At 44.2% G+C, this 21554-nt stretch carries 15 protein-coding genes and 3 tRNA genes; 4 read left to right on the top strand and 14 right to left on the bottom strand.

Annotated elements, in window-relative coordinates; all coding sequences use genetic code 11:
- Positions 1 to 346: 346 nt before the first annotated feature.
- From ACP7AE_RS09290 to ACP7AE_RS09340, 11 genes are all read right to left on the bottom strand, one after another.
- Entirely contained in the window at positions 347 to 2482 is a 2136-nt protein-coding gene (locus ACP7AE_RS09290) for a protein-disulfide reductase DsbD domain-containing protein (RefSeq protein WP_426242688.1), read from the bottom strand.
- A 67-nt stretch (positions 2483 to 2549) separates the two neighbouring features.
- Entirely contained in the window at positions 2550 to 3113 is a 564-nt protein-coding gene (locus ACP7AE_RS09295; RefSeq protein ID WP_201540567.1) for a protein-disulfide reductase DsbD domain-containing protein, read from the bottom strand.
- Between the two features lie 263 nt (positions 3114 to 3376).
- On the bottom strand, positions 3377 to 3844 hold the full coding sequence (gspG, locus tag ACP7AE_RS09300; RefSeq protein WP_413786777.1) for a type II secretion system major pseudopilin GspG: 468 nt from the start codon (positions 3842 to 3844) through the stop codon (positions 3377 to 3379).
- 625 nt (positions 3845 to 4469) lie between these two features.
- Positions 4470 to 5672, bottom strand: coding sequence for a type II secretion system inner membrane protein GspF (gene gspF, locus ACP7AE_RS09305; RefSeq protein ID WP_426242691.1), 1203 nt, complete (start codon positions 5670 to 5672; stop codon positions 4470 to 4472).
- Positions 5673 to 5753: 81 nt separating this feature from the next.
- Positions 5754 to 6809 carry a hypothetical protein gene (locus tag ACP7AE_RS09310; RefSeq protein ID WP_193009288.1) on the bottom strand — a complete coding sequence of 352 codons (1056 nt, stop codon included), beginning with the start codon at positions 6807 to 6809 and terminating at the stop codon, positions 5754 to 5756.
- 291 nt (positions 6810 to 7100) lie between these two features.
- On the bottom strand, positions 7101 to 8036 hold the full coding sequence (locus ACP7AE_RS09315) for an AraC family transcriptional regulator (protein WP_045452534.1): 936 nt from the start codon (positions 8034 to 8036) through the stop codon (positions 7101 to 7103).
- Between the two features lie 532 nt (positions 8037 to 8568).
- A tRNA-His gene (locus tag ACP7AE_RS09320) sits at positions 8569 to 8644 on the bottom strand.
- A gap of 39 nt (positions 8645 to 8683) precedes the next feature.
- A tRNA-Arg gene (locus tag ACP7AE_RS09325) sits at positions 8684 to 8760 on the bottom strand.
- A gap of 96 nt (positions 8761 to 8856) precedes the next feature.
- Positions 8857 to 8933 (bottom strand) — tRNA-Pro (locus tag ACP7AE_RS09330).
- A gap of 243 nt (positions 8934 to 9176) precedes the next feature.
- Positions 9177 to 10772, bottom strand: a complete 1596-nt coding sequence (locus ACP7AE_RS09335; RefSeq protein WP_426242693.1) for an McrC family protein — start codon at positions 10770 to 10772, stop codon at positions 9177 to 9179.
- Positions 10773 to 10784: 12 nt separating this feature from the next.
- The gene (locus ACP7AE_RS09340) at positions 10785 to 12245 is read right to left on the bottom strand and encodes an McrB family protein (RefSeq protein WP_426242695.1); all 1461 of its coding nucleotides are present in this window, start codon (positions 12243 to 12245) and stop codon (positions 10785 to 10787) included.
- Positions 12246 to 12592: 347 nt separating this feature from the next.
- On the opposite strand from ACP7AE_RS09340, the gene ACP7AE_RS09345 reads away from it, so the two are divergent.
- Both ACP7AE_RS09345 and ACP7AE_RS09350 read left to right on the top strand, forming a co-directional pair.
- Positions 12593 to 13294, top strand: a complete 702-nt coding sequence (locus tag ACP7AE_RS09345; RefSeq protein ID WP_426242697.1) for a DUF4442 domain-containing protein — start codon at positions 12593 to 12595, stop codon at positions 13292 to 13294.
- A gap of 117 nt (positions 13295 to 13411) precedes the next feature.
- Complete coding sequence (locus ACP7AE_RS09350; RefSeq protein WP_426242699.1) at positions 13412 to 13900, top strand: RidA family protein; 489 nt, start codon at positions 13412 to 13414, stop codon at positions 13898 to 13900.
- Positions 13901 to 14075: 175 nt separating this feature from the next.
- Here ACP7AE_RS09350 and gspE read toward each other — a convergent pair whose 3' ends face one another.
- Positions 14076 to 15629 carry a type II secretion system ATPase GspE gene (gene gspE / locus ACP7AE_RS09355; RefSeq protein ID WP_426242701.1) on the bottom strand — a complete coding sequence of 518 codons (1554 nt, stop codon included), beginning with the start codon at positions 15627 to 15629 and terminating at the stop codon, positions 14076 to 14078.
- 161 nt (positions 15630 to 15790) lie between these two features.
- On the opposite strand from gspE, the gene ACP7AE_RS09360 reads away from it, so the two are divergent.
- Both ACP7AE_RS09360 and ACP7AE_RS09365 read left to right on the top strand, forming a co-directional pair.
- Positions 15791 to 16615: a thiazole synthase gene (locus ACP7AE_RS09360; protein WP_087814573.1), complete on the top strand. Its 825-nt coding sequence runs from the start codon at positions 15791 to 15793 to the stop codon at positions 16613 to 16615.
- Positions 16616 to 16728: 113 nt separating this feature from the next.
- A complete protein-coding gene (locus tag ACP7AE_RS09365; protein WP_426242703.1) occupies positions 16729 to 18168 on the top strand; it encodes a WS/DGAT/MGAT family O-acyltransferase in 1440 nt (479 codons plus the stop codon).
- Between the two features lie 53 nt (positions 18169 to 18221).
- Here the strand turns inward: ACP7AE_RS09365 and ACP7AE_RS09370 are convergent, their stop codons facing one another.
- Together ACP7AE_RS09370 and dxs are read right to left on the bottom strand one after the other, a co-directional pair.
- Positions 18222 to 19049, bottom strand: a complete 828-nt coding sequence (locus tag ACP7AE_RS09370) for an inositol monophosphatase family protein (RefSeq protein WP_045443417.1) — start codon at positions 19047 to 19049, stop codon at positions 18222 to 18224.
- Between the two features lie 346 nt (positions 19050 to 19395).
- Entirely contained in the window at positions 19396 to 21453 is a 2058-nt protein-coding gene (dxs, locus tag ACP7AE_RS09375) for a 1-deoxy-D-xylulose-5-phosphate synthase (protein ID WP_426242705.1), read from the bottom strand.
- Positions 21454 to 21554 lie beyond the last annotated feature (101 nt).

Raw genomic sequence — 21554 nt, forward strand, 5'->3', positions numbered from 1 at the left:
GCCAGCAGAGTATATAAGATAATGAGTATGACCATTAGCGTCATCGCTAAAATAAACCCAATGACATTCAGACATAGAAGTCAGCAATTACAACGAGTAATGCGCCTTCAGCATTGTTGCTTTATTGTAATGAAAATGTGTGTACTATACTAGCCTTATCGCTGCCCTATACCAATGTAAATATCAATAATCAACGCTAAACCAAATGCTTAGCATCAGGATGTCAGGTAACCATTGGTAAAAATAAAAGAGCCAACGTACTGTATGAATAGTACATTGGCTCTTTTGTATTGTTAAGCCTTTAGAAAAGACTTATTCGTTTTATTAAGTATCAGTTATTAAGATATCAGTTATTAAGCATCGTCAACGTTTGCTCAAATTCTGGACGATCAATCTCACCTACTTGTTGATTGGTCAACTGACCGTCTTGATAATACAGCAATGCTGGCGGGCCAAACAATTTATAGCGCGCTAAGATAGCTTTAGAATCATCAGTAGTTTCTGTTATATCCAGTCTCACCAACTGCCAATCCTGCATCTGCGCTGGACGATTATGAAATAAGTTTTTATCCATAATACGGCACTCAATACACCATTCAGCAGTGACATCGACAAGCACTTTAGGGTTGGCGGCGATAATGGCATCTAACTCAGTCAGCGTCGTGACGGTTTTATCTGTTGTATTACTCATGGCTGGCTGACCAGTCGTCGTCTGCATCAGCGGAGCAGCACTCAAAGATGCCAGCGGATGCAAGCTATCATCGTTACCCAACGCCGCGCCGATAACTAAACAGGTTGCCCAAATACCGGCGATTAACCCTAATGCTTGGGTCAGCATACGACCTTTACCCAACCAACTCCACGCCCACATCGCTACAACCATAAACCATAACCCCCATACCATTAGCATCACGGGTGAGATAAAGACGCGCTCAATTAATAATAAAGCAACGGCAAAGAGCAATAAGGCAAAACCTTGCTTGACCCAGTTCATCCACGCGCCCGCTTTCGGCATAATTTTACCTTGGGTGGCACCAATTAAGATAAGCGGTGCGGATAAACCAAAACCCAACATAAATAAAGCTGCAAAACCCAGTAGTGGACTACCAATCGTCGATACGGCAAGCAGTGCCCCAAACAATGGCGCAGAAACACAAGGCGATACGACGAGCGCAGATAAGAAACCCGCGATTAAGCTACCACCCGTACTACCCAGCTTGCTATCCCCTGCTTGACTCAAGCCTTGCATTTTATTACTAATAAATCTCGGTAAGCGGATACTAAACACACCCAGCATATATAGTGCAAGTAGGACAAATACAATCGCAAAACCAATCAGGATAATGGGGTTTTGTAGCCAGCCGATAATGCCTAATGATTCACCAAACACGGCGATAACTGCGCCCAAAATACCATAAGCCGTTGCCACGCCAATAGCGTAACTGGTGGTGAGAATAACACCGCGTTTCACCGTTGGGTTTTCCTCACGGGCAACGATATTGGCAACGATTGGCAACATTGGTAGTACGCATGGTGTCAATGCCAAACCCAGCCCTGCTAAAAACAATAATACCAATGCCAACCAAGGGTGAGAAGCCAGACCAAAAGGATCGCTATCAGTGGCATTATCTCCAGCAACAGTATTGTTGATTGTCGCAGGAACTTCACTTGTCGCAGTGCCATCGACGCCTTGTTCATCTGCGCCAGAAATCGTATTGGTAGCGCCAAGCTCTCCCTCTAAAGCCTCATCATCCAACAAAGCATAATCAATCACCCCATCATCAGTCAGCGCTTGCTCTGCTGCAAGACTATCGGCAACCGTTGCACTTGACTCAGCGGTGTTGTCATTATCTGTCAGACTGTTGTTAGCAGCTTCTTGAGTAGAAGTACTAGCGCTATTTCCTGCAATTTGTGGCGTTGTAGCAGCGATATCAATCGTCGTTTTAATTTTTTCAGGTGGATAGCATAGCCCTGCTTTGGCACAGCCTTGCCAGCCAATCACCACGGCGGCATCGTTGACGCTTTTACCATTACTACTGCTCAAGGTCGTCGTAGCCACCATATTCGCTTGGTCAAACACCAGTACTTTTCCGAATGTTGGATCATCGATTGACACTGGCTTTTGACTAAAGATAAAAGGCACGGCGGTCACGCCAGCTGGCAACGTCAGTTTGATTTGGTCTTTATAAACATAATGCTCAGGCGTAATGTCAAAATTAATGGCTAAGCGCGTGCCATTATTGGTAGTTTTACTGCTATCACTGACTTGGAAAGCTTTGTCCACTGGTAAAAACTTCGTCTGTGCTGCATTTTTATCACTGCTAAATAAATCACCCAGCCCTGCCGCATGAGTCATCATGGGCATCGCAGCCAGTCCTGTAAACAACGAGCTACTAGAGACCGCAAATGCTAGTAGATAAGATTTTTTGGACGAGCGATGTACCGTTAGCGATGGTTTTTTTTCTATTGTCTTGATGGACATGAAGAGCTACCTATTTATTACCTAATATGCTATTTATTACCAATATTTGAGTCGATCGGCTTGTGGTCTATTTGCGTGTCACGGCGATATCAACCGTGGTTTTGATTTTCTCTGGCGGATAGCACAGCCCAGCTTTCGCACAGCCTTGCCACCCAATTATAATCGGTGCATTTTTTGCGCCTTTACCATTGTTAGTAGTCAGAGTCGTGGTTGCTACCATGTTTTTTTGGGTAAAAACGGGAACCTCACCAAAGGTTGGGTCGTCAATAGAGACTGGCGACTGACTAAAAGTAAAGGGGGTTGCACTCACGCCCTTAGGAAAACTGAGAGTAAGCTGATCTTTATAGACATAATGACCTGGCGTAATATCAAAATTAATAGATAAGCGCGTGCCCTTAGAGGTAGCTTTCGTGCTGCTGATAACTTGAAACGCTTTATCGACAGGCAAAAACTTCGATTTTGCGGCACCATTATTAGCAAATAACTCGCCCAAACCTGCAGCTTGAGCGCTCATAGATGCCATCGACAACCCTATCATCAATGAAGTACTCATAATTGCAAGTGCGTGAGGCAACTTAGAGACTCGTTTATTTGTAATGACGGCTTGTGAGTTGAGTTTGTTGGTAAACATGAGTAATAACCTCTACTGGCTGATTTTAATGACAAATGAGCGGGGCGATATGACTGGTATCAAACGTATAGCTTGTTGGAAAAATGGATGGTTTGACATTATCTATGGGATGCCACGCCACTTATTTACTGATATAAAAATATCAACCAATAAGGTCTTATTGGTTGATATTTAAGAGCATTAGAACGACCGTCACCAATAAACATACTATGGAGTCAGGGATTGTTAGCTACCCATATTTTAACTGCTCGTCAAGCTAGTGCTTATAATTGGGCATAAAGATCAGCATCTTGACCTTCGCCGCCTTGCTGACCATCTGCACCCAGCGAGAATAAATCATAAGGACGACCTTCACTGCCTGGGGCGACATATTGCATCTCATTTTCCCAGCCATCTGTTGGATAGCCGCCTTTGATATAACCACCATCTGGGTAGTTTTTGGCCTCTGCTGGCGGTGTGGTTAATGCTTCTAAACCTTGTGCGGTAGTCGGATAGCGCGAATTATCAACCTTATACATATCAAGGGCGTTGGATACTGTAGCAAGCGCTGTTTCAGTGGTCTTGACACGAGCTTTATCACTTTGTCCCACCACTTTTGGGACAACTAAGCCTGCAAGAATTGCCAAGATTACAATCACGACCATGATCTCGATCAGAGTAAATCCAGACTGGTTATTACGCATAGGTAGTGGCTGACGGGCTCTCGTAGGAGCTGGCTTGCTGGCACTCATGGCACTTATTGGCATAGTAGTTACTTGAATTTTGTCAATTATAGTCATCGCTTTTGTCATCGCTTTTGGCATCAAGGTGATGTAAATAGGAAAAGTGGCGTTCAAGTAACATTAATGATCGGCGTATTAATGAGCACTGAAACGATTATCACTATAAACCATGATTTTATTTTTATCTAGGGCGTGTCCTCAATTCAATCGATTAACCTCTGAATGGCCTAAAAATAGCTAAATTTTGCAAAACATCGTCAAATAGCTTGTTAATATCTCGATATTATTTGCGCTACTTTCCTTGTTTGACGGCAATTTATCTCATTTTTATCACAATTTTTAAAATAAGGAAACGCCCTAGCACCGCAAGTAGATTGCTATGAACCTTGACTTTTATAAGCATCAATATTGAACCACAGATTGAACCACAGATTGACGAGTAATATTTATAAGGATAACTTTTGACTGACGCTTACTATAGCTTGATGGCTGGCTTTACCCTAATAAAAACGTGACTCAGTCAACAATCTACAACAGTAAGCAAATCTTAAGAAAGCTAGCGTAATATTTAGTAAGATGGCTACAATAGAAATGTGAGCGGGAGGCACACAAGCTCAGAATATTTGAGTGCTCATTATCCTGCCAGATCATTCATATTGACAATCGGCAGCATCACTGCCATTACGATAATCATGACTACCACGCCCATCAGCACTAGCATCAACGGCTCAAGTAGCGATAATAGGGTACTGATAAAGTTAGTGGCTTCCGCTTCCTGCATATTGGCGGCGCGGCTGAGCATATTTTCGAGCTCGCCTGAGTTTTCACCACTTTTAATCATTTGCACCATCATCGGCGGAAAGTAACTGGACTTTTCTAATTGACTCGATAAGCTTGAGCCTTCCGTCACCCTATCAGCCGCAGTGATGATGGTTTTTTGAATGTGTAAATTGGTCGTCACCGCCGCACCAATATGCAATGCCTCAATCAACGGCACCCCTGAGCGTACCAATATCGCCAATGTACTGGCAAAACGTGCTGCATTCAGCCCTTTTGATAACCGCGCCAATATTGGTAGTCTTAGCACGATGCTGTCTATCGCTAATTTACCCGCTTGCGTCTGCGCAAAACGATAAAACAAAAATGCCGTTCCTGACAATACTATCAGCATCAGCCACCACCACTGCGTAATGAGGTTAGATAGGCTAAGAACAATTTGGGTAATCAGCGGCAATGCCTGTTCAGACTGCTCAAACACTTTGACAATTTTGGGCACCACAAAACTCATCAAACCCATAATAACGCCAATTGCCATCACCATCAGCACAATCGGATAAACCATTGCGCCTTGGATTTTCTTTTGCAATGCAAAGCAGTTTTCGGTGTAATCTGCCAACTGGTTCAAGATTAAATCCAAGTGACCTGACTTTTCCCCTGCCGCAATGGTCGCGATATATAGTGGTGGAAAACTGGCGGCTTGCTGCAATGCTCGCGCCAAGCTCAAACCTTCTAATACATGAGAGCGCACGGCAAGCATGAGAGATTTAATGTGATTTTTTGGTGACTGTTTGGCGACGGCGGCAAGCGTTTCCTCTAACGGAATACCCGCTGCCAATAATACCGATAATTGACGGGTCAGCAATGCTAACTCGTAAGCAGACGGTTTTTTATAGCGGTTTTTATTCTGGTTTTGTCTATCATTGACGGCACTGACTTCAACGGGCGTCCATTGTTTATCACGCAGCTGCTGGCGAACTTGTCGCGCAGAATCGCCTTCGAGCAAGCCTTTTTGCACACTGCCATGGTCATCTAACGCTTTATAATGATAAGCGGGCATAGCAGCGAATATCCTAAAGTGGTCAATAATAAAAGGTAATAAACAAGGACTTATAAAGGAGATCTATCGAGATCCAATGGCTTAAAAAAGCGGCGTAGAATCGCTACTGTCTGGCATCAAACCTTGCAATAACAAAACATCCAAGTGCTGCTGCTGCAATTTTTTATCGAAGTCGTTGACCTCAGCAATGAGCATTCTCTCGATACGCTTGTCACTGGCAAAGACACTCAATCGTGCACAGATAACTGCCAATTGATAAATACGTTTTTTACAGTAGCCATCCAGCCCTTGTAGCAGTCTAACCATGTATGGCGTCTCAAGACTGGCGTAATCGTAATCAGCTATAACCTGCGAACCAAGTGCCGTAACACCATAGCTAATAGATAGATGGGCACAAAAATAACAGCTGAATAAGTAGCCAACGACATGTCCAATATAATAGCCGCGGTCATAGGTAAAACTACTCACGCCGAAGTGCCCAAGCACATAGCTATTTAGACTGCCTTGATCACGAATAGGCTTACTGTTCTTTAATTTGCCAACGGTGGCAAAGCATAGCGGATTTCGCCCATCCTGAGTGGTCAGTTGCCAACCTGCTGGCTGCTGAGCTGGCATATGACGGACAATATCAGCGATGATGTCATCGACCACATGCAGCTGCTGCCAAAGACGCTCTAATCCATCGATATCCATCAAGCCGCGTTTATCAAGCTGCTGTGCCAGCAAGTATTGCTGATGTTCTGCGAATTGTGATTTGAGCGTTTGTACCAAATAAGTAGGTCGCGTGGCAGCGGATGCCATATATAATAATCGCGTACGCTCATGCTGGGTACAATACAGTGCCACACGCTGCTCGGCAATATTCATCTCGCTAGCAGCAGATTGTTGCACCGCGCTATGGGTATTAGATAACTCATCAGCTGCGCCTTTAACAACTGTCTCTTTAACACCTACCTCTTCAATATCTGGCAGCGTAAACAGTGCCAATAACATCGCTTTGTCAGGTGTCGCACCCGCCTTGTCTTTTCGACCATGCTTGACGTTGCTTAGATTCATATCGCTTTGTTTTTTAGCGGACACAGCTGAGCCTTGTTGGCTATTGGCTCCTGCGCGTGGCTTTGCGGTCGGTTCAGTCATAACATACCATCAGCAGCAAAAATAAATATCATTTAGAACAAACGATCTGACCACCATACAGTGACATATCTTACGCTAAAAACAAGCGTTTGCGCCTAAATGACTCATTATTCCATAGTACCTGAACACAAGCACATTGTCAGCTGTCCATCGTCAAAATACTCTCTATCAACACCTGTCAACCATAGACGAAATATCTTCATGGAAGTCTCATACTTCACCATGAGAAAACAAAAAAGCGTTAAGGGCCTAATGGCAACCTTAACGCTTTTATGGTGTATTAACGATACGCTATGCGATGTTTTCTTGTTGATATTGTTGGCGATAGGCTTTTGGAGATACCCCATAAACGCGCTTGAATGCTTGACTAAAGGTCGAATCTGACGCATAGCCAACCAACTCACTGATACGGCCAATACTGTTTTGCTGCAAGCGTAGATAACGGGCCGCCAAGCGCAAGCGATAGTCAATGAGATAGGTCAACGGCGGCATACCAACTGTATCTTTAAAGCGCTGCGCAAAGCTTGAGCGTGACATTCCTGCGACTTCAGCCAGCTTATGAATGGTCCAGTTTTGATTGGGCGCTTGATGCATCGCTGCTAACGCCTTGGTCAAAAACGGATCTTTCATGGCTTTTAGCCAGTTTTCTGTGGCCTCAGGCAAACTTTCAATATAAACCCGCAAACATTCAATCATCATAATACTTGCCCAATGATTGATGATCGCGGTCTTGCCCATGCGCTCACGCTCGGCTTCTAAGGTCAGCAGCTTAATCTCGACATCAATGACCTCAAATCTACCGTCAGACTCATCGTTGATTTCAGGCAAAATCGCAGGCAGCACAGACAGCAAAGGACGTATCATTTCTTTGTCATACTTGCATTCAATCAATATCAAAGACGAGTTAGGATCACCGTTGCCATCGATATCAAGGGTGTTTTCCTTACAATGAGTCAGCAACTCATCTAGCGGTAGCGCATCGTCACCATTATGATCTAAGGCATAGCTCACATGCTTATGGGCACTGGGAATCATAATCATATCGCCTGCGTGAGCCTGTCGCAAACCATTGCCGACGTCGATACAAAAGCTCCCAGACATCACTAAATAAAATAAAATCGTATCTTGTCTAGTGATGGAATAAGACCAATTACCAGTCCCATTCAAACGATAATACTTGGTTTCAAACAAATGCACGTTTTGTAGCAATACGCTCAATGCGTCCATCAATCACTTCCTCAATAATATAAGATCCATAGCAGCGCATCTCAAACAAGCACTCACATCCCTACTACGGTCTTAGGCTTACTAAATCTATTCAATATATTTTTTAACTGACCTTTAATTTTCTTAACACTCGTATCATTTTCAATGGATCACTTCTTAATGGATGACCTAATATATCAACGGGCTTTAAGACCTTATCATGATGCATCACTAAAAGCGTTGCCTTTGTTATTCTATATTTTGCTATTCTATATAAAGGCGGTTAAAGAATAACAAAGCAGGTTTAAGGCACGTACAGAGATAGCGAGCGTCTCAAAAGAGAACCCATAATAAAAATAAATGAGACAAAAGGCCAGTAAACCAATAGACAATCAAAGGGCTGATAAGTCTACAAATTTTAATCGCAGGGGGTAAGATAGGTTAAAACCAATCATACAGGCACAAAAAAAAGCCAAACATGGCAAGTATTATTATTTAGAATAAGGTTTTTATAATGAGGTAAAGCAAGAAGAGGATAATGCAGAACAAAATATGGGGCGACTGATGGGACTCGAACCCACGACAACCGAGATCACAACCCGGGGCTCTACCAACTGAGCTACAACCGCCATAACTATTGCCTGATGAGGCAAGATTTGCAGGCTAAATGGTGCGCCTGGCAGGATTCGAACCTGCGGCCACCTCCTTAGAAGGGAGATGCTCTATCCAGCTGAGCTACAGGCGCTCTTAGAGGACTTTTATATACTAAAGCAAGTTTTAAATATATCAGAAACTAAACCATTATACATAAAAAAAAGCCTGTAAGGCTCTTAAAAATAGATGGTCGGAGTGATAGGATTCGAACCTACGACCCTCTGGTCCCAAACCAGATGCGCTACCAAACTGCGCCACACTCCGAAATTTCTATTATCACGATAGTTCTTTGATTAACTCGTTGTTGGCAATGCCACTAACTTGTTAACGTTCCTTGCTATCGAGGTGCACATATTAAGGGGAAAAGCCGATGGTGTCAACACCTATTTTTAATTAATTTAAAAAAACTGCTAAATTACTTAAAAAACGCTCATTTATCATAAAAACCACTATGACAAATCCTTTTCTCCACGATGCTAAGTGCTACTTACTCATCGACAGCGCTCATTATACTCTATTCCAATCAGGAAGCAAGCTGCCGTTTATCGTACCAGTAAGAACATTGAATGGTACGAGCCACAATGGCGCAGGAATTACTTTTTCACCAGCAACATTATGGTTATTATCATGGTTGTTGGGGCCATCAGTATTTTTATAATCATGCACTTGTTGGCTGAGCGCAACTGGTAACCGCTCATTATCTTGTACTGGATAAACCAGCCACACCTGCCCTGCTTGATAGGCCTGAGCGTAACTCATCAATTGATAAGCATCGCTGGCACTAATGCTGGCTGTCTGCGATAAATGCTTCCATTTAATATCGATGACATGGCTATAGTGACCTTTTTCTCTAGCTTCAATAACCGCAGTGCCATTCTGATTGTGACAATTATCATTAGCATTAGTTTTATATATGAGCAAATCAGGTCGTATAGACAGACATGCGCGCCCTTCTGCATCCGTTAGCCAGATACTTTGCGTTTGATATAACGGCTGATATTGTTGACTCACTTGCTGAAACATCGAGGCAATGCGCAGGCTTGCCCATTGCTCAAAGGCTTGATTCATATCTATCAGCAAGCATAAACGCGGAGAGGACAGATTTTGCCTAGATGGTTTATTTGGCGCAATACCATTACCTGTTGCCACATTGGACTGCATTAGTAACCAATAAGCCATATCTAACAACTGCTGAGCAGCCTGTAGTTGCGGTGCTCGAAGCGGTTGCACGGCTAACTGACGCTTTGCTTGCGTGTATATCGACTCTAACTGTGTCAGCTCTTGATAACTCAACGCCGCTACTCGCTGCCAAGCCTGCAAAAATTTAGGCGCATCTGCTTTCGATAGCGTTGATTGAAAAAATAAAGGCGTCATCAAAACCAATGTGCTCTTAATCAGGCGATTACCTAGCATGTCTTGGCTCAGTATACTGCTCTCACAGACAAACTTATGCGGCTGCATTCTGTTGTGGCGCAATTGTTCTTTGATGAGCAGTCGACCTTGTAGCGATGCTTGATTGTCGACCTGCGTCTGATAGTGTTTGCTTGGTCGATAATGAGCCAGCCGCTGCAAAAACTGCGTGATAAGCCAATCTGATAATGGCAGTACGTCTATCGATAGCAGCGACAATTGACTGCTAAATTGACCTAGATTTTTCGTATTGGGTAACTTGTTTTTGGCATGACTGCTATTGGTCAAATCCGATAGCATGCCCTGCACCCATTGGCGAGCTTGCCTGATATCGGGGCGATGACTAGCATGACGACGACTGGCATTCTGTGAAAGGTATGATTGCTGCGCGACTTGATCGCTAGAAGTTTTTGCCGCAAGTTTGGGTAATATCTCAAGCGTCATGCCGCTAGGCAGTAAAATAACCCCTATATAATGTCCGACTTTTAACTGCCATTGTCCCTGTCTGTGCTTAATGCTAAAGACCGCAAACTCCTGCGCCATCAACCAATGGAAATCAGATACCCGTAAGAAGTCATGCGCTGTTAGACGCTGGTGTTCAAACACAGTGATGGTATTTACATCAAGCGCATTAACGTTGGCACTGTCAATATTATTGGCTATGACTTCATGACTGAAGCTATTATTTATCAACGCTGAGCACCTTTATGGATATAAACGTTGATAGACAGTCGGTTTGGCAAATTCACCTACCCTCGCGATGAGGTCGGTATTTATCCTATAGCCAGCTGTGCTCATAGACTGACCGAAAAATGCATTTTGACCAGTAAACAGCGGATTTTGACTACTAGCATTTACTTGGTCATTCACACTGTCATTAATGGATGTATGACTATCATGAATAAACTGCGCGCGCAGTGGCTGCTGCTCGTCTCTAAAGATATATTGCAAAGTACCCTCTTGCCCACCCGTCGCTTGCATTAACTGCGGAATGATTTGTTCAACCAACGCCGCTTGCAATTGTCCAAGATCCGTCACTGACCATAAAAAAGCATGACCCAATTGCGCTTCCATTCCCACTGTTTGCGTAATGCGATTATTCAAACCGGCTAATAGCTTTGCCAAATCTACCGTCGCTGCTGGACTGTCAGTTTCTGATTTTTGGGGCACATGAATGATGGGTAATAATTCTGGTTGCGGTGGACATTCGATAAAACGAAAGCGCCGACGTAATGCCATATCAAGTGGTGCTAACGAGTGATCTTGGGTGTTCATCGTGGCATAAATATCGATGTTGGCAGGGATGCTAAAAGCCCGTCCAGAATAGGCCAAATGAACAGTCATCGCATTTGTCATGCCAGCCCGTTTGTCTGGCTCAATTAGACTGAGTAGCTCGCCAAATACTCGTGACACGTTGGCGCGATTGATCTCATCAATTAAAATGGCATAACACTGCTCTGGATCATTTGCTGCCCGTTGACACAATTTTAAGAATGCACCATCCTGAATGGCGTAATTCATTTGAGATGAGCTATTCATTGTATGATTAGACGCTGCCATGACAGGACGAATGCCTTCGACAAACTCTTCATAGCCATACGCTTGATGGAAGCTGACCATGGTAAAACGCTGCTGGCTAAAACCTTGATTTGGGTTTGCTTGGCTTTGGTTGACACTGTTATCACGCTGCGCTTGCTGAAATTCGGCAAGTTGCTGCGATAGCTCTGTTAATAACTCAAAGCTTTCTGGCAGCAAATACCACGCACCACCCTCATCTTTATCAAAATAGGCTTGGCTGGCACGGTTTTTATAAGTCACAGTTTTTGAATTGGTAGGGCTATGCATTTGAAGGACAGACCAAGCCGTATTGCTTAAGTTTTTTTCGCGTGCATTCTGCGCCGCTTTCGCGACAAAGAACGCATGATTGACGATTTCAGGCACTTTTACCAAGTCTTGGTGTTTAGATTGGAAATCCAAAAGTACCAAGCATACGATTTCACGCCAGCTAAGCGCTTGCAATAGCTGCCCCAATATATCTGCCTCATCGGCTCTCGGCAGATAGTCGGTATATCGCTTAGCAATTTGTAACAGTCGATAGGTTTTCCCCGTACCAGCAACGCCTGTATAAATGATATTGGTCGGCGCATGAATTGACGTGTCAGGCATAGCTTCATCCAGCATAGAAAAAAGGAAATAAGAAAAACAATCAATAAGATACGCTAAAATGTCATGATTATAGCGTGGCTGTCTTTATGGCATCCAGCAGCACTGTTTATGAAAGCATCTGAGTGATACGATATTGCGTTGAGCGATAGTATTCCTAGCATCTAGAGTATCATTACGTTAGCCCTATTTTATAAGCGCAGCAGTTCATGCTAATAATAGTAGGCAGACGGCGGTTAATGTACCATAGTGAGCATGGCAGCTTGCACAATAGGCATCCTATCAGCTGCTATGATGAAATATGTAACACTCAAAGCGTCATTTAATCTATCTACATTAAGGAATTTTGTATGTCAGGATTATTAAAAAAACTCCCTAGCAAGCTAACCAATAAATTGCCAGCCAAAACCTCTGACAGCACAAGATCGCCCGTCGAAAAACCCAACAGCACGCTCAAGCCCATCAGCAATCAATTTACCAAACTGTTATCTGTTACCAAATACTTACCTGCCAGCGCACGCTCGAGCATTTTATCCAAAGCCTTTGGTAAAGTGGTGCCATACGTAGGCACAACGGGCGTCTATTATGAAACAGTCGAACCCAACCAAGTCGTGGTGAGCTTAAACAACACCAAAGCAGTGCAAAATCATATTGGCTCTATTCATGCGGTCGCCATTACCTTACTTGCCGAAACAGCAACCGGTTTTATTCTGGGTTTAAACCTACCCTCTGACCGCGTACTATTGATTAAATCGTACTCGGTTAATTTTTATCGCCCGATTAAAAAAGGTCAAATTGCAGCAGTGGCGTCTTTATCGGATGAGCAGCGCTTAGATATCCTAAATACACCAAAAGGTGAAATGGTAATTCCGTGCGTCATTCACGACCGTGAGTCTGACAGTGATCGTGACCCTATCGTGGTTAAGATGACATGGGCTTGGATTCCTAAGTCTGAATTAGAAGCCCGCCGTCAAGGCAAAAGTAGCGAAAAGCCGCTAGAAGCTGACACTGAATCTAAAACAGAAGTCGAAGCTGAGAAAAACGACCAATAACTGGTTAAGCATAAGTAAGACATAATGTGTCATCTAGTGTGATGAGACATTATGTTTGTTAAACTTGTATAGTGCATTTAAAAAAATTGTGAAAAAACTTATAATAAGGAGACAGCGATGTCCAAGATTACCCATAAATTGACCGCCCATTTAACTAAGGCGTTGCTCGTGGGCGCGTGCTCACTAGGCCTTGCTATGACAGCGAATGCGGCGCCAATGGCAAATACCGCAAACATAACTAAGTCTAGCCCTGTGTTTCTTGGTGATGGTGGCAATTATCCTTTTTCAGAAGCAGTACGGGTGGGCGATACGCTATACATGTCTGGACAAATTGGTTTTAAAGATGGCAAATTGGTCAAAGGTGGTGTTAAAGCCGAAGCCAAGCAAGCATTGAATAATATTAATGAAACCCTGTTAAAGTACGGCTATCAAAAATCAGACATCGTCAAATGTATGGCGATGCTGACAGACATGGATGACTTTGACGATTTTAATAAAGTCTATAAAGCGGAATTGGCCAAACCTTATCCGGTACGTTCAGCCTTTGGCGTCGCTGAATTGGCGGCAGGTGCCAGCGTTGAAGTTGAATGCATCGCTGCAAAATAATAGCGATGTCACACGTTAAATTATTAAAAGCACTGAAGTATTCAAAATACTAAAGTATTAAAAACAGTAAAGAATGACCATCAGATAACTGGCTACCAGAGCCAGTTATCTTTTATCTGCTATACAAACCCTTTGGCTGAGGTACGTTGAACAGCACCAACACACCTTAATTATTTTATACAAGTATCGTGTCATCAGCTAAGGCACTCTCTTTCGTCACTCGTAGCACTTCCTCTAACGTCGTACGACCTGCAATGACTTTATGCAGCCCATCCGCACGAATCGACGGTGTCTGCTGACGTGCGTACTCCTCTAGCTCGTACTCGGCGGTATTACTATGAATCATACGGCGCAAGGTATCATCAACGGGCACCACTTCGTATATCGCCGTCCGTCCTTTAAACCCTGATTGATTGCATTTATCGCAGCCAACTGGTCTGGGTAAATTGATAGGTGTAGTTGTTAAAGTGTCAGCGCCATTCTCTGAGACTGGCACAATACCAATTTCAGTAAATAACTTAGCCTGTTCGCTATCAGCCACTTGCCAGCCATGACAATGTTTACATAATGTACGCACCAAGCGCTGGGCGACGACACCAATCAGTGATGACGATAATAAAAATGGCTCAACACCCATATCTTGCAGACGCGTGACGGCACCAATGGCGGTGTTGGTGTGTAAAGTTGATAACACCAAATGTCCAGTAAGCGACGCTTGTACGGCAATCTCTGCCGTTTCTAAATCGCGAATCTCACCAACCATGACTACGTCTGGATCTTGGCGTAACATTGCACGTAAACTTTTGGCAAAAGTCATATCGACTTTATTATTAACCTGCGTTTGCCCAATGCCATCGAGCTGAAACTCAATCGGATCTTCAGCGGTCAAGATATTACGGGTTTGGTCATTGAGATCGGTCAGTGCTGAATATAGCGTCGTGGTTTTCCCTGAACCTGTCGGCCCTGTCACCAAAATAATGCCGTGTGGGCGATGAATCAAGCGCTTGAGCTCGCTATAATCGTTATCAGACAGCCCAAGATAGGTCATATTCAGGCGACCTGCTTGCTTATCTAATAGACGCATGACCACGCGTTCACCAAAGCTCGATGGCAATGTCGATACCCGCACATCAACCTCACGCCCTGCCAGCCGTAAGCTGATACGTCCATCTTGTGGCACGCGTTTTTCGGCAATATCGAGCTTGGCCATGACCTTAATACGCGATACCAATAATGGCGCTAATTGGCGTTTTGGCGTAATAATTTCTTTTAATTCACCGTCAACGCGAAAGCGAACGACTAAGCGTTTTTCAAAGGTTTCAATATGGATGTCTGAGGCGTTTAAACGTATCGCTTCGGACAACAACGCATTGATGAGACGAATGATAGGTGCATCATCTTGTTGATCCATCAGATCTTCAGTCTCAGGGACACTGTCTGCCAAACTATCGAGATCAGGATGGTCTTCGAGCCCAGCGGCAATATGTTGCGACTCACCAGTATTGCCTGCATAAGCGGCGTTCATGCGCTTTTCAAAGTCATCGGCACTGATGCTTTCATAAGTGGGCACACCGCGTACCCCTTGCTGCTGTAAAAATCGCACTGCCTCATTAATCGCTGATAATGGCGTGGCTTTGGTCAGCACCAAAGTCGCTGGCAGCTCAGGATCAATGGCAAGTATGACCAAAATTTGATGGCGTTTCGCAAAACTGTACGGCAGTTGCATCATAAAAGCGACCTGATAGATAAAGATAAACTCAGAAAGAAACTCGTGTCAAAGCGTGGCAAACGTATTATGCTTAACTGGCTAAACCAAAAAAGACTGCAAGTAAGATTGCATGATTTTGTTATAATAGCATTTTGTTTTACTCGCCATTAGGATTTTCAGTTATGTCAGAGAACACAAGCACTGCTACTCATCCGACGCCCCTTTTACAAGACACTTTTACGGTCGGGAGTCGTACTTTTTCTTCTCGCCTGTTGGTCGGCACAGGCAAGTATAAGGATATGACTGAAACGGGCGCCGCCATTGGCGCATCGGCAGCAGAGATTGTCACCGTTGCTATTCGTCGTACCAATATTGGACAAAACAGCAATGAGCCCAATCTACTTGATGTGATTTCCCCCGATAAATATACCATCTTACCCAACACTGCTGGTTGTTTTGACGCCGAGACTGCCATTCGTACCTGTAAGCTTGCTCGCGAGCTGTTAGGCGGGCATAATCTGGTTAAGCTTGAAGTATTGGGCGATGAAAAAACCCTCTATCCGAATGTGATGGAAACGCTAAAAGCTGCCAAAGTATTGATTGATGATGGCTTTGAGGTGATGGTTTATACCTCAGACGACCCTATCGTCGCTCAAGAATTAGAAAGTATGGGCTGTGTGGCAATTATGCCACTTGGTAGCTTGATTGGCTCAGGTCTAGGTTTGCTGAATCGTCACACCCTCAGTCTTATTATCGAGAATGCCAAAGTACCGGTATTGGTCGATGCAGGCGTCGGCACGGCCTCTGATGCAGCACTGGCTATGGAGCTTGGCTGTGATGGCGTACTGATGAATTCGGCGATTGCCAATGCGCAAAACCCAGTCATGATGGCTCATGCCATGAAGCATGCCATCTGGGCAGGGCGCGCGGCGTTCTTGGCGGGTCGTATGCCAATGCGCAAAATGGCGACTGCCAGCTCACCGCAAACAGGATACTTTTTTCAATAGTTTTTAAATTTAATGACCATTATTAAATTCATAGTATTTAATAAAAAGTCAGCTATAAAATAATAATAAAAGAAGTAACTTTTACTCAACTTATCGTCATAAAAGGATTTATTATGCGGCTTCTCACAGCAGTCGACCAGTTGTTTTTACTTCTTGAGTCGCGTAAACAGCCCATGCATGTTGGAGGTCTATTCCTATTCGAATTGCCAGAGAATGCGGGTAGCGGTTTTGTTTGCCAATTGGTCAAACAAATGCAAGATTCTGATGTGTCACCTACCTTTCCTTTTAACCAAGTGCTTGAGCATTTGGCTTTTTGGAAAAAGGACAAGCATTTTGATGTTGAGCATCACCTGCATCATGTTGCCTTACCAAAGCCTGCACGGGTTCGCGAGTTATTGATGTATGTTTCAAGAGAACATGGTCGGCTGTTGGATCGTGCCATGCCATTGTGGGAATGTCATGTGATTGAGGGTATTCAACCAGAAAATGAAGGCGACCCTGAGCGTTTTGCCCTATATTTCAAAATTCACCATTCGTTGGTTGATGGCATTGCTGCCATGCGCCTTGTCAAAAAATCATTATCACAATCGCCCACTGAGCCAGTAACGCTACCGATTTGGTCATTAATGGCACGTCATCGCAATCAAGTCGATGCGATTTTACCCAAAGAGCGCTCCGCATTACGCATCATTAAAGAGCAAATATCTACCATTAAGCCTGTATTTACCGAATTACTGGATAATTTGAAAAATTACGGTGATGACAGCTATGTCGGTACTTTTGATGCGCCGATGAGTGTGCTTAATAAACGCATCTCAGCATCACGGCGTATAGCCGCGCAGTCTTATGATATTCAGCGCTTTAACGATATTGCTGAGCGACTAAATATCAGTAAAAATGATGTGGTGCTGGCGGTATGTGCGGGTGCCATTCGTCGTTATCTCATCTCTATGGATGCGCTGCCTAGCAAGCCGCTCATTGCTTTTGTACCGATGTCGCTGCGTACGGATGACAGTGTGGCAGGCAATCAATTATCCTTTGTACTGGCCAATTTGGGCACGCATTTAGATGATCCTCTGAGCCGAATCAAACTGATTCATCGCAGTATGAATAACGGCAAACGCCGCTTTCGACGCATGAATCAAGCCCAAGTGATTAACTACAGCGTGATTGCCTATGCTTGGGAAGGTATCAATTTAGCGACCAGTCTATTTCCCAAAAAGCAGGCGTTTAACCTGATTATCTCTAATGTGCCTGGTTCTGAAAAACCACTATATTGGAATGGTGCACGTTTGCAATCGTTGTACCCAGCATCTATTGTCTTCAATGGTCAAGCAATGAATATCACCCTTGCTAGTTATCTAGATAAGATTGAATTTGGGATTACGGCTTGTAGTAAGGCATTACCGCATGTCCAAGAGATGCTGACGCTTATTGAAGAAGAGTTGCAACTGTTGGAAACCACTAGTAAAGCGCTTAAGTTCCAAGGCATTACGGTTGAAGATAAAGGTGGCTATAAAGGTAATGGTAAAACAAAAAAGCTGGCTCCATAATGGAACCAGCTTTTTTGTTTTAAGTTGTCTTAATAATTATGCTTAAGTGGTGCTTAAAATGCGTCACCCCACGTTGGAACAACCACTTGCATCAATGGCTTCAATAACTTAATGTTACAGGCGAAAATAGAGCCTGAAGTCATTGAGTTGTGTGCGCCTGTATGGTCAACCACCACGCCACGTGCTTCGGTCACGATAAGCTCACCTGCCGCGATATCCCAAGGCTTAATTGACATCTCAAAATAACCGTCAAAACGACCAGCAGCGACATAACATAAATCAAGCGCAGCTGAGCCTAAACGACGAACTTGACCACCTGCTTCAGAGATCTTTTGCAAGCTTTCAAAATGCTGCTTGGCATAAGAGATGATTTCGCCATTGCGTTTACGCTCAAGCGGATGACCAGTGGTAAATAGACCACCGTCAATGGTTTTGCGCTCGCTCACTTGCATGCGGCGATTGTTCAAGCGCGCGCCTTTACCACGGCTAGCAGAGAACATCTCATCACGGACAGGATCATAGATCACGCCATGTTGGGTTACGCCTTTATGCTGTACGGCGATAGACACACAAAACTGCGGCACACCATGGACGAAGTTTTTGGTGCCATCTAGCGGATCAATAATCCAGCACCAGTCCGCATCTTCACCGCGACCTTCTTGCATACCAAACTCTTCACCCAAGTACGAGTGATTTGGATAGCTGGCTTTTAGGGTTTCAATCGTCAGCTCTTCGCTAAAGCGATCAATACGGGTAACCAATCCATCAAGCCCTTTTGACTCAATATCCAACTCGATTTTATGGCGGTTTTGATGCGCATATAAAATCTCTTTACCAACTTTTTCAGCAGTACGTGCTGCGATGACGACCATGGGTTCCATAAATAACCTATTTGCTTGATGAATGAATGTCAAAAATAAGACGAACTCTGTGCCCACAACATGCCAATCAGCCGCTGCATCACACTGTATTTATACGATTAAAAAAATGCGCCATTTAAAAGCGATGATCGCATTATACTAAAATTGTTCGATAAAAAACGAAAAAAACCATGACGTTCGCCAAACCAACCCAAATTTTGGTGGTCATCACAAACTGCGTAAGTTGTAAAAAAGTCAGCACCTACGACTAAGTAGGCGTTCGCTCTATCGATCGAGCTTTTATCTATTTAACCAATATTCTGTCCAAATGACAGTTTAAAAACTTAAAAACGTTCAAAGGTATAACTTACGACAGAAGCTTTTCAAGCTGCTTTACCACACCATTAACATCTAAACCACAATCAGCCATTTGCTCTGCTTGTGAGCCATGGGCGACAAAGCGATCTGGAATGCCGATATTAATAACGGCAGGATGGTTGTTTTTAAAGGCTGGCGATTCGTTAAGCAAATACTCATTTACCGCACTGCCCGCGCCGCCCATAATCATGTGCTCTTCCAAAGTCGCAATGTGTGTAATACCTTGCTCTAACAACTTTTCTAATAATGCCGTGTCTAAAGGTTTTACCCAGCGCATATTAATGACATGTACCTGACAGTCTGATTCTATATTATTGTCAATTAGGCTTTCTGCCGCTTGCTGAGCCGTCGCAACCATGGTGCCAAATGCGAGTAGCGCCAGCTTTTTAGGCGCATCCTCACTACCTAATACCGACTCTACCACTGCCTCGCCAACGTTATAAGTCTGTGCTGGCAATGCAATAACTGCGCCAGTACCGACACCGCGCGGATAGCGTACTGCCGTACAGCCTTGGTATTCATAACACGTATTAAGCAGATGGTAACATTCGTTTTCGTCTTTTGGCGCGGCAATCAGCATATTGGGCACGCAGCGTAAAAAGGCAAAATCGAATACGCCTGCATGCGTTGCGCCGTCTTCACCGACTAGGCCAGCACGATCAATAGCAAACATCACATCAAGGTTTTGCAAAGCCACATCATGGATAAGTTGATCGTAGCCACGCTGCAAAAAGGTTGAATAAATCGCGACGATAGGTTTGACGCCTTGGGTTGCCATACCAGCAGCCAGTGTGACTGCGTGTTGCTCGGCAATGGCTACATCAAAAAAACGCTCCGGAAATTGACGGGCAAAATCAATCATCCCCGAGCCTTCTTCCATAGCAGGTGTGACGGCAAGCAGCTTATCGTCTGCGACTGCTTTGTCACATAAGAATTGCCCAAATACTTGCGAGTATTTTAATGCAGGTTTGGTGTTGGGCAATGATTTTTCTGTGGCGACAGCCTGAGTATCATTCTTGATTTCGACAGGGAGCTTGCTGATAGCATGATAGCCGACGGGATCTAACTCAGCTGGGGCAAAACCTTTTCCTTTGGTGGTATAAATATGGACTAAAACAGGCCCTTTTATCTGCTTGGCAAGTGACAATACTCGCAGTAGCTCAGGGATATTATGACCATCAAACGGACCAAAGTAGGTAAAACCAATCGCTTTAAATAAATTGTCTTCTAACTGCGGCACATCACGCATCTCTTTGTGACGCTTACGGCGATCAAAGCCTTGCATATCAGGGCGTTGGCATAGCACTGGCTCGCCTGCATCAGAGATATCAACCTGATATCCTGACTCCCATAGCATCGCTAAATGCCGTGAAAAACCACCGATAGAACAAGAGATTGACATGTCATTGTCATTTAAAATGACCAATAAATCCGCATCTTGTTGCACCGCATCATTCATCGCTTCAAACGCCATACCACCGGTCATTGCACCATCACCAATGATACAAGCAACGGTTTGCGCGCGACCTTGATAACGCAGTGCTAAGCTCATGCCTAGACCAGCTGAGATTGACGTCGATGAATGACCAACGCCAAAGGTATCGTAAACGGATTCTGCACGCTCAGGAAAAGCAGTCAAACCATCTTTCGAGCGAATCGTCGCCAACTGATCACGGCGACCCGTCAAGACTTTATGAGCATAGGCTTGATGACCCACGTCCCAAACGATTTGATCTTGCGGCGTATCTAGCAGGTAATGCAGCGCAATGGTCAATTCAACCACGCCCAAATTGGCACCAAAATGCCCACCGCTTTGACCTGCTGAATACAATAGAAATAGCCGCAGCTCATCAGCCAAGGTGATAAGTTGAGCGGTTGTCAGAGTATTAAGATCAGCTGGCGCTGCAATGCTATCCAGCAAAGGCGTATCAGGACGGACACGTGGAATCACAGTATAAGTCTGCTGTAAATTCAACAGCTGGGCAGCAGAATCGACAGCTGGCATAGATACGGACTGAGACTGTGGGGAATGAGGTGACTGCTGCATAAACCGTACGATACCTACCAATCTGCTGACAAGACAGCCTCTTAGTGCATAATGCTACCTAAGTGACGTCAATAATATCTACACCATTATTGGTGTAATCG

This window comes from Psychrobacter sp. TWP2-1-2, from assembly GCF_049896785.1.
Classification (GTDB): domain Bacteria; phylum Pseudomonadota; class Gammaproteobacteria; order Pseudomonadales; family Moraxellaceae; genus Psychrobacter.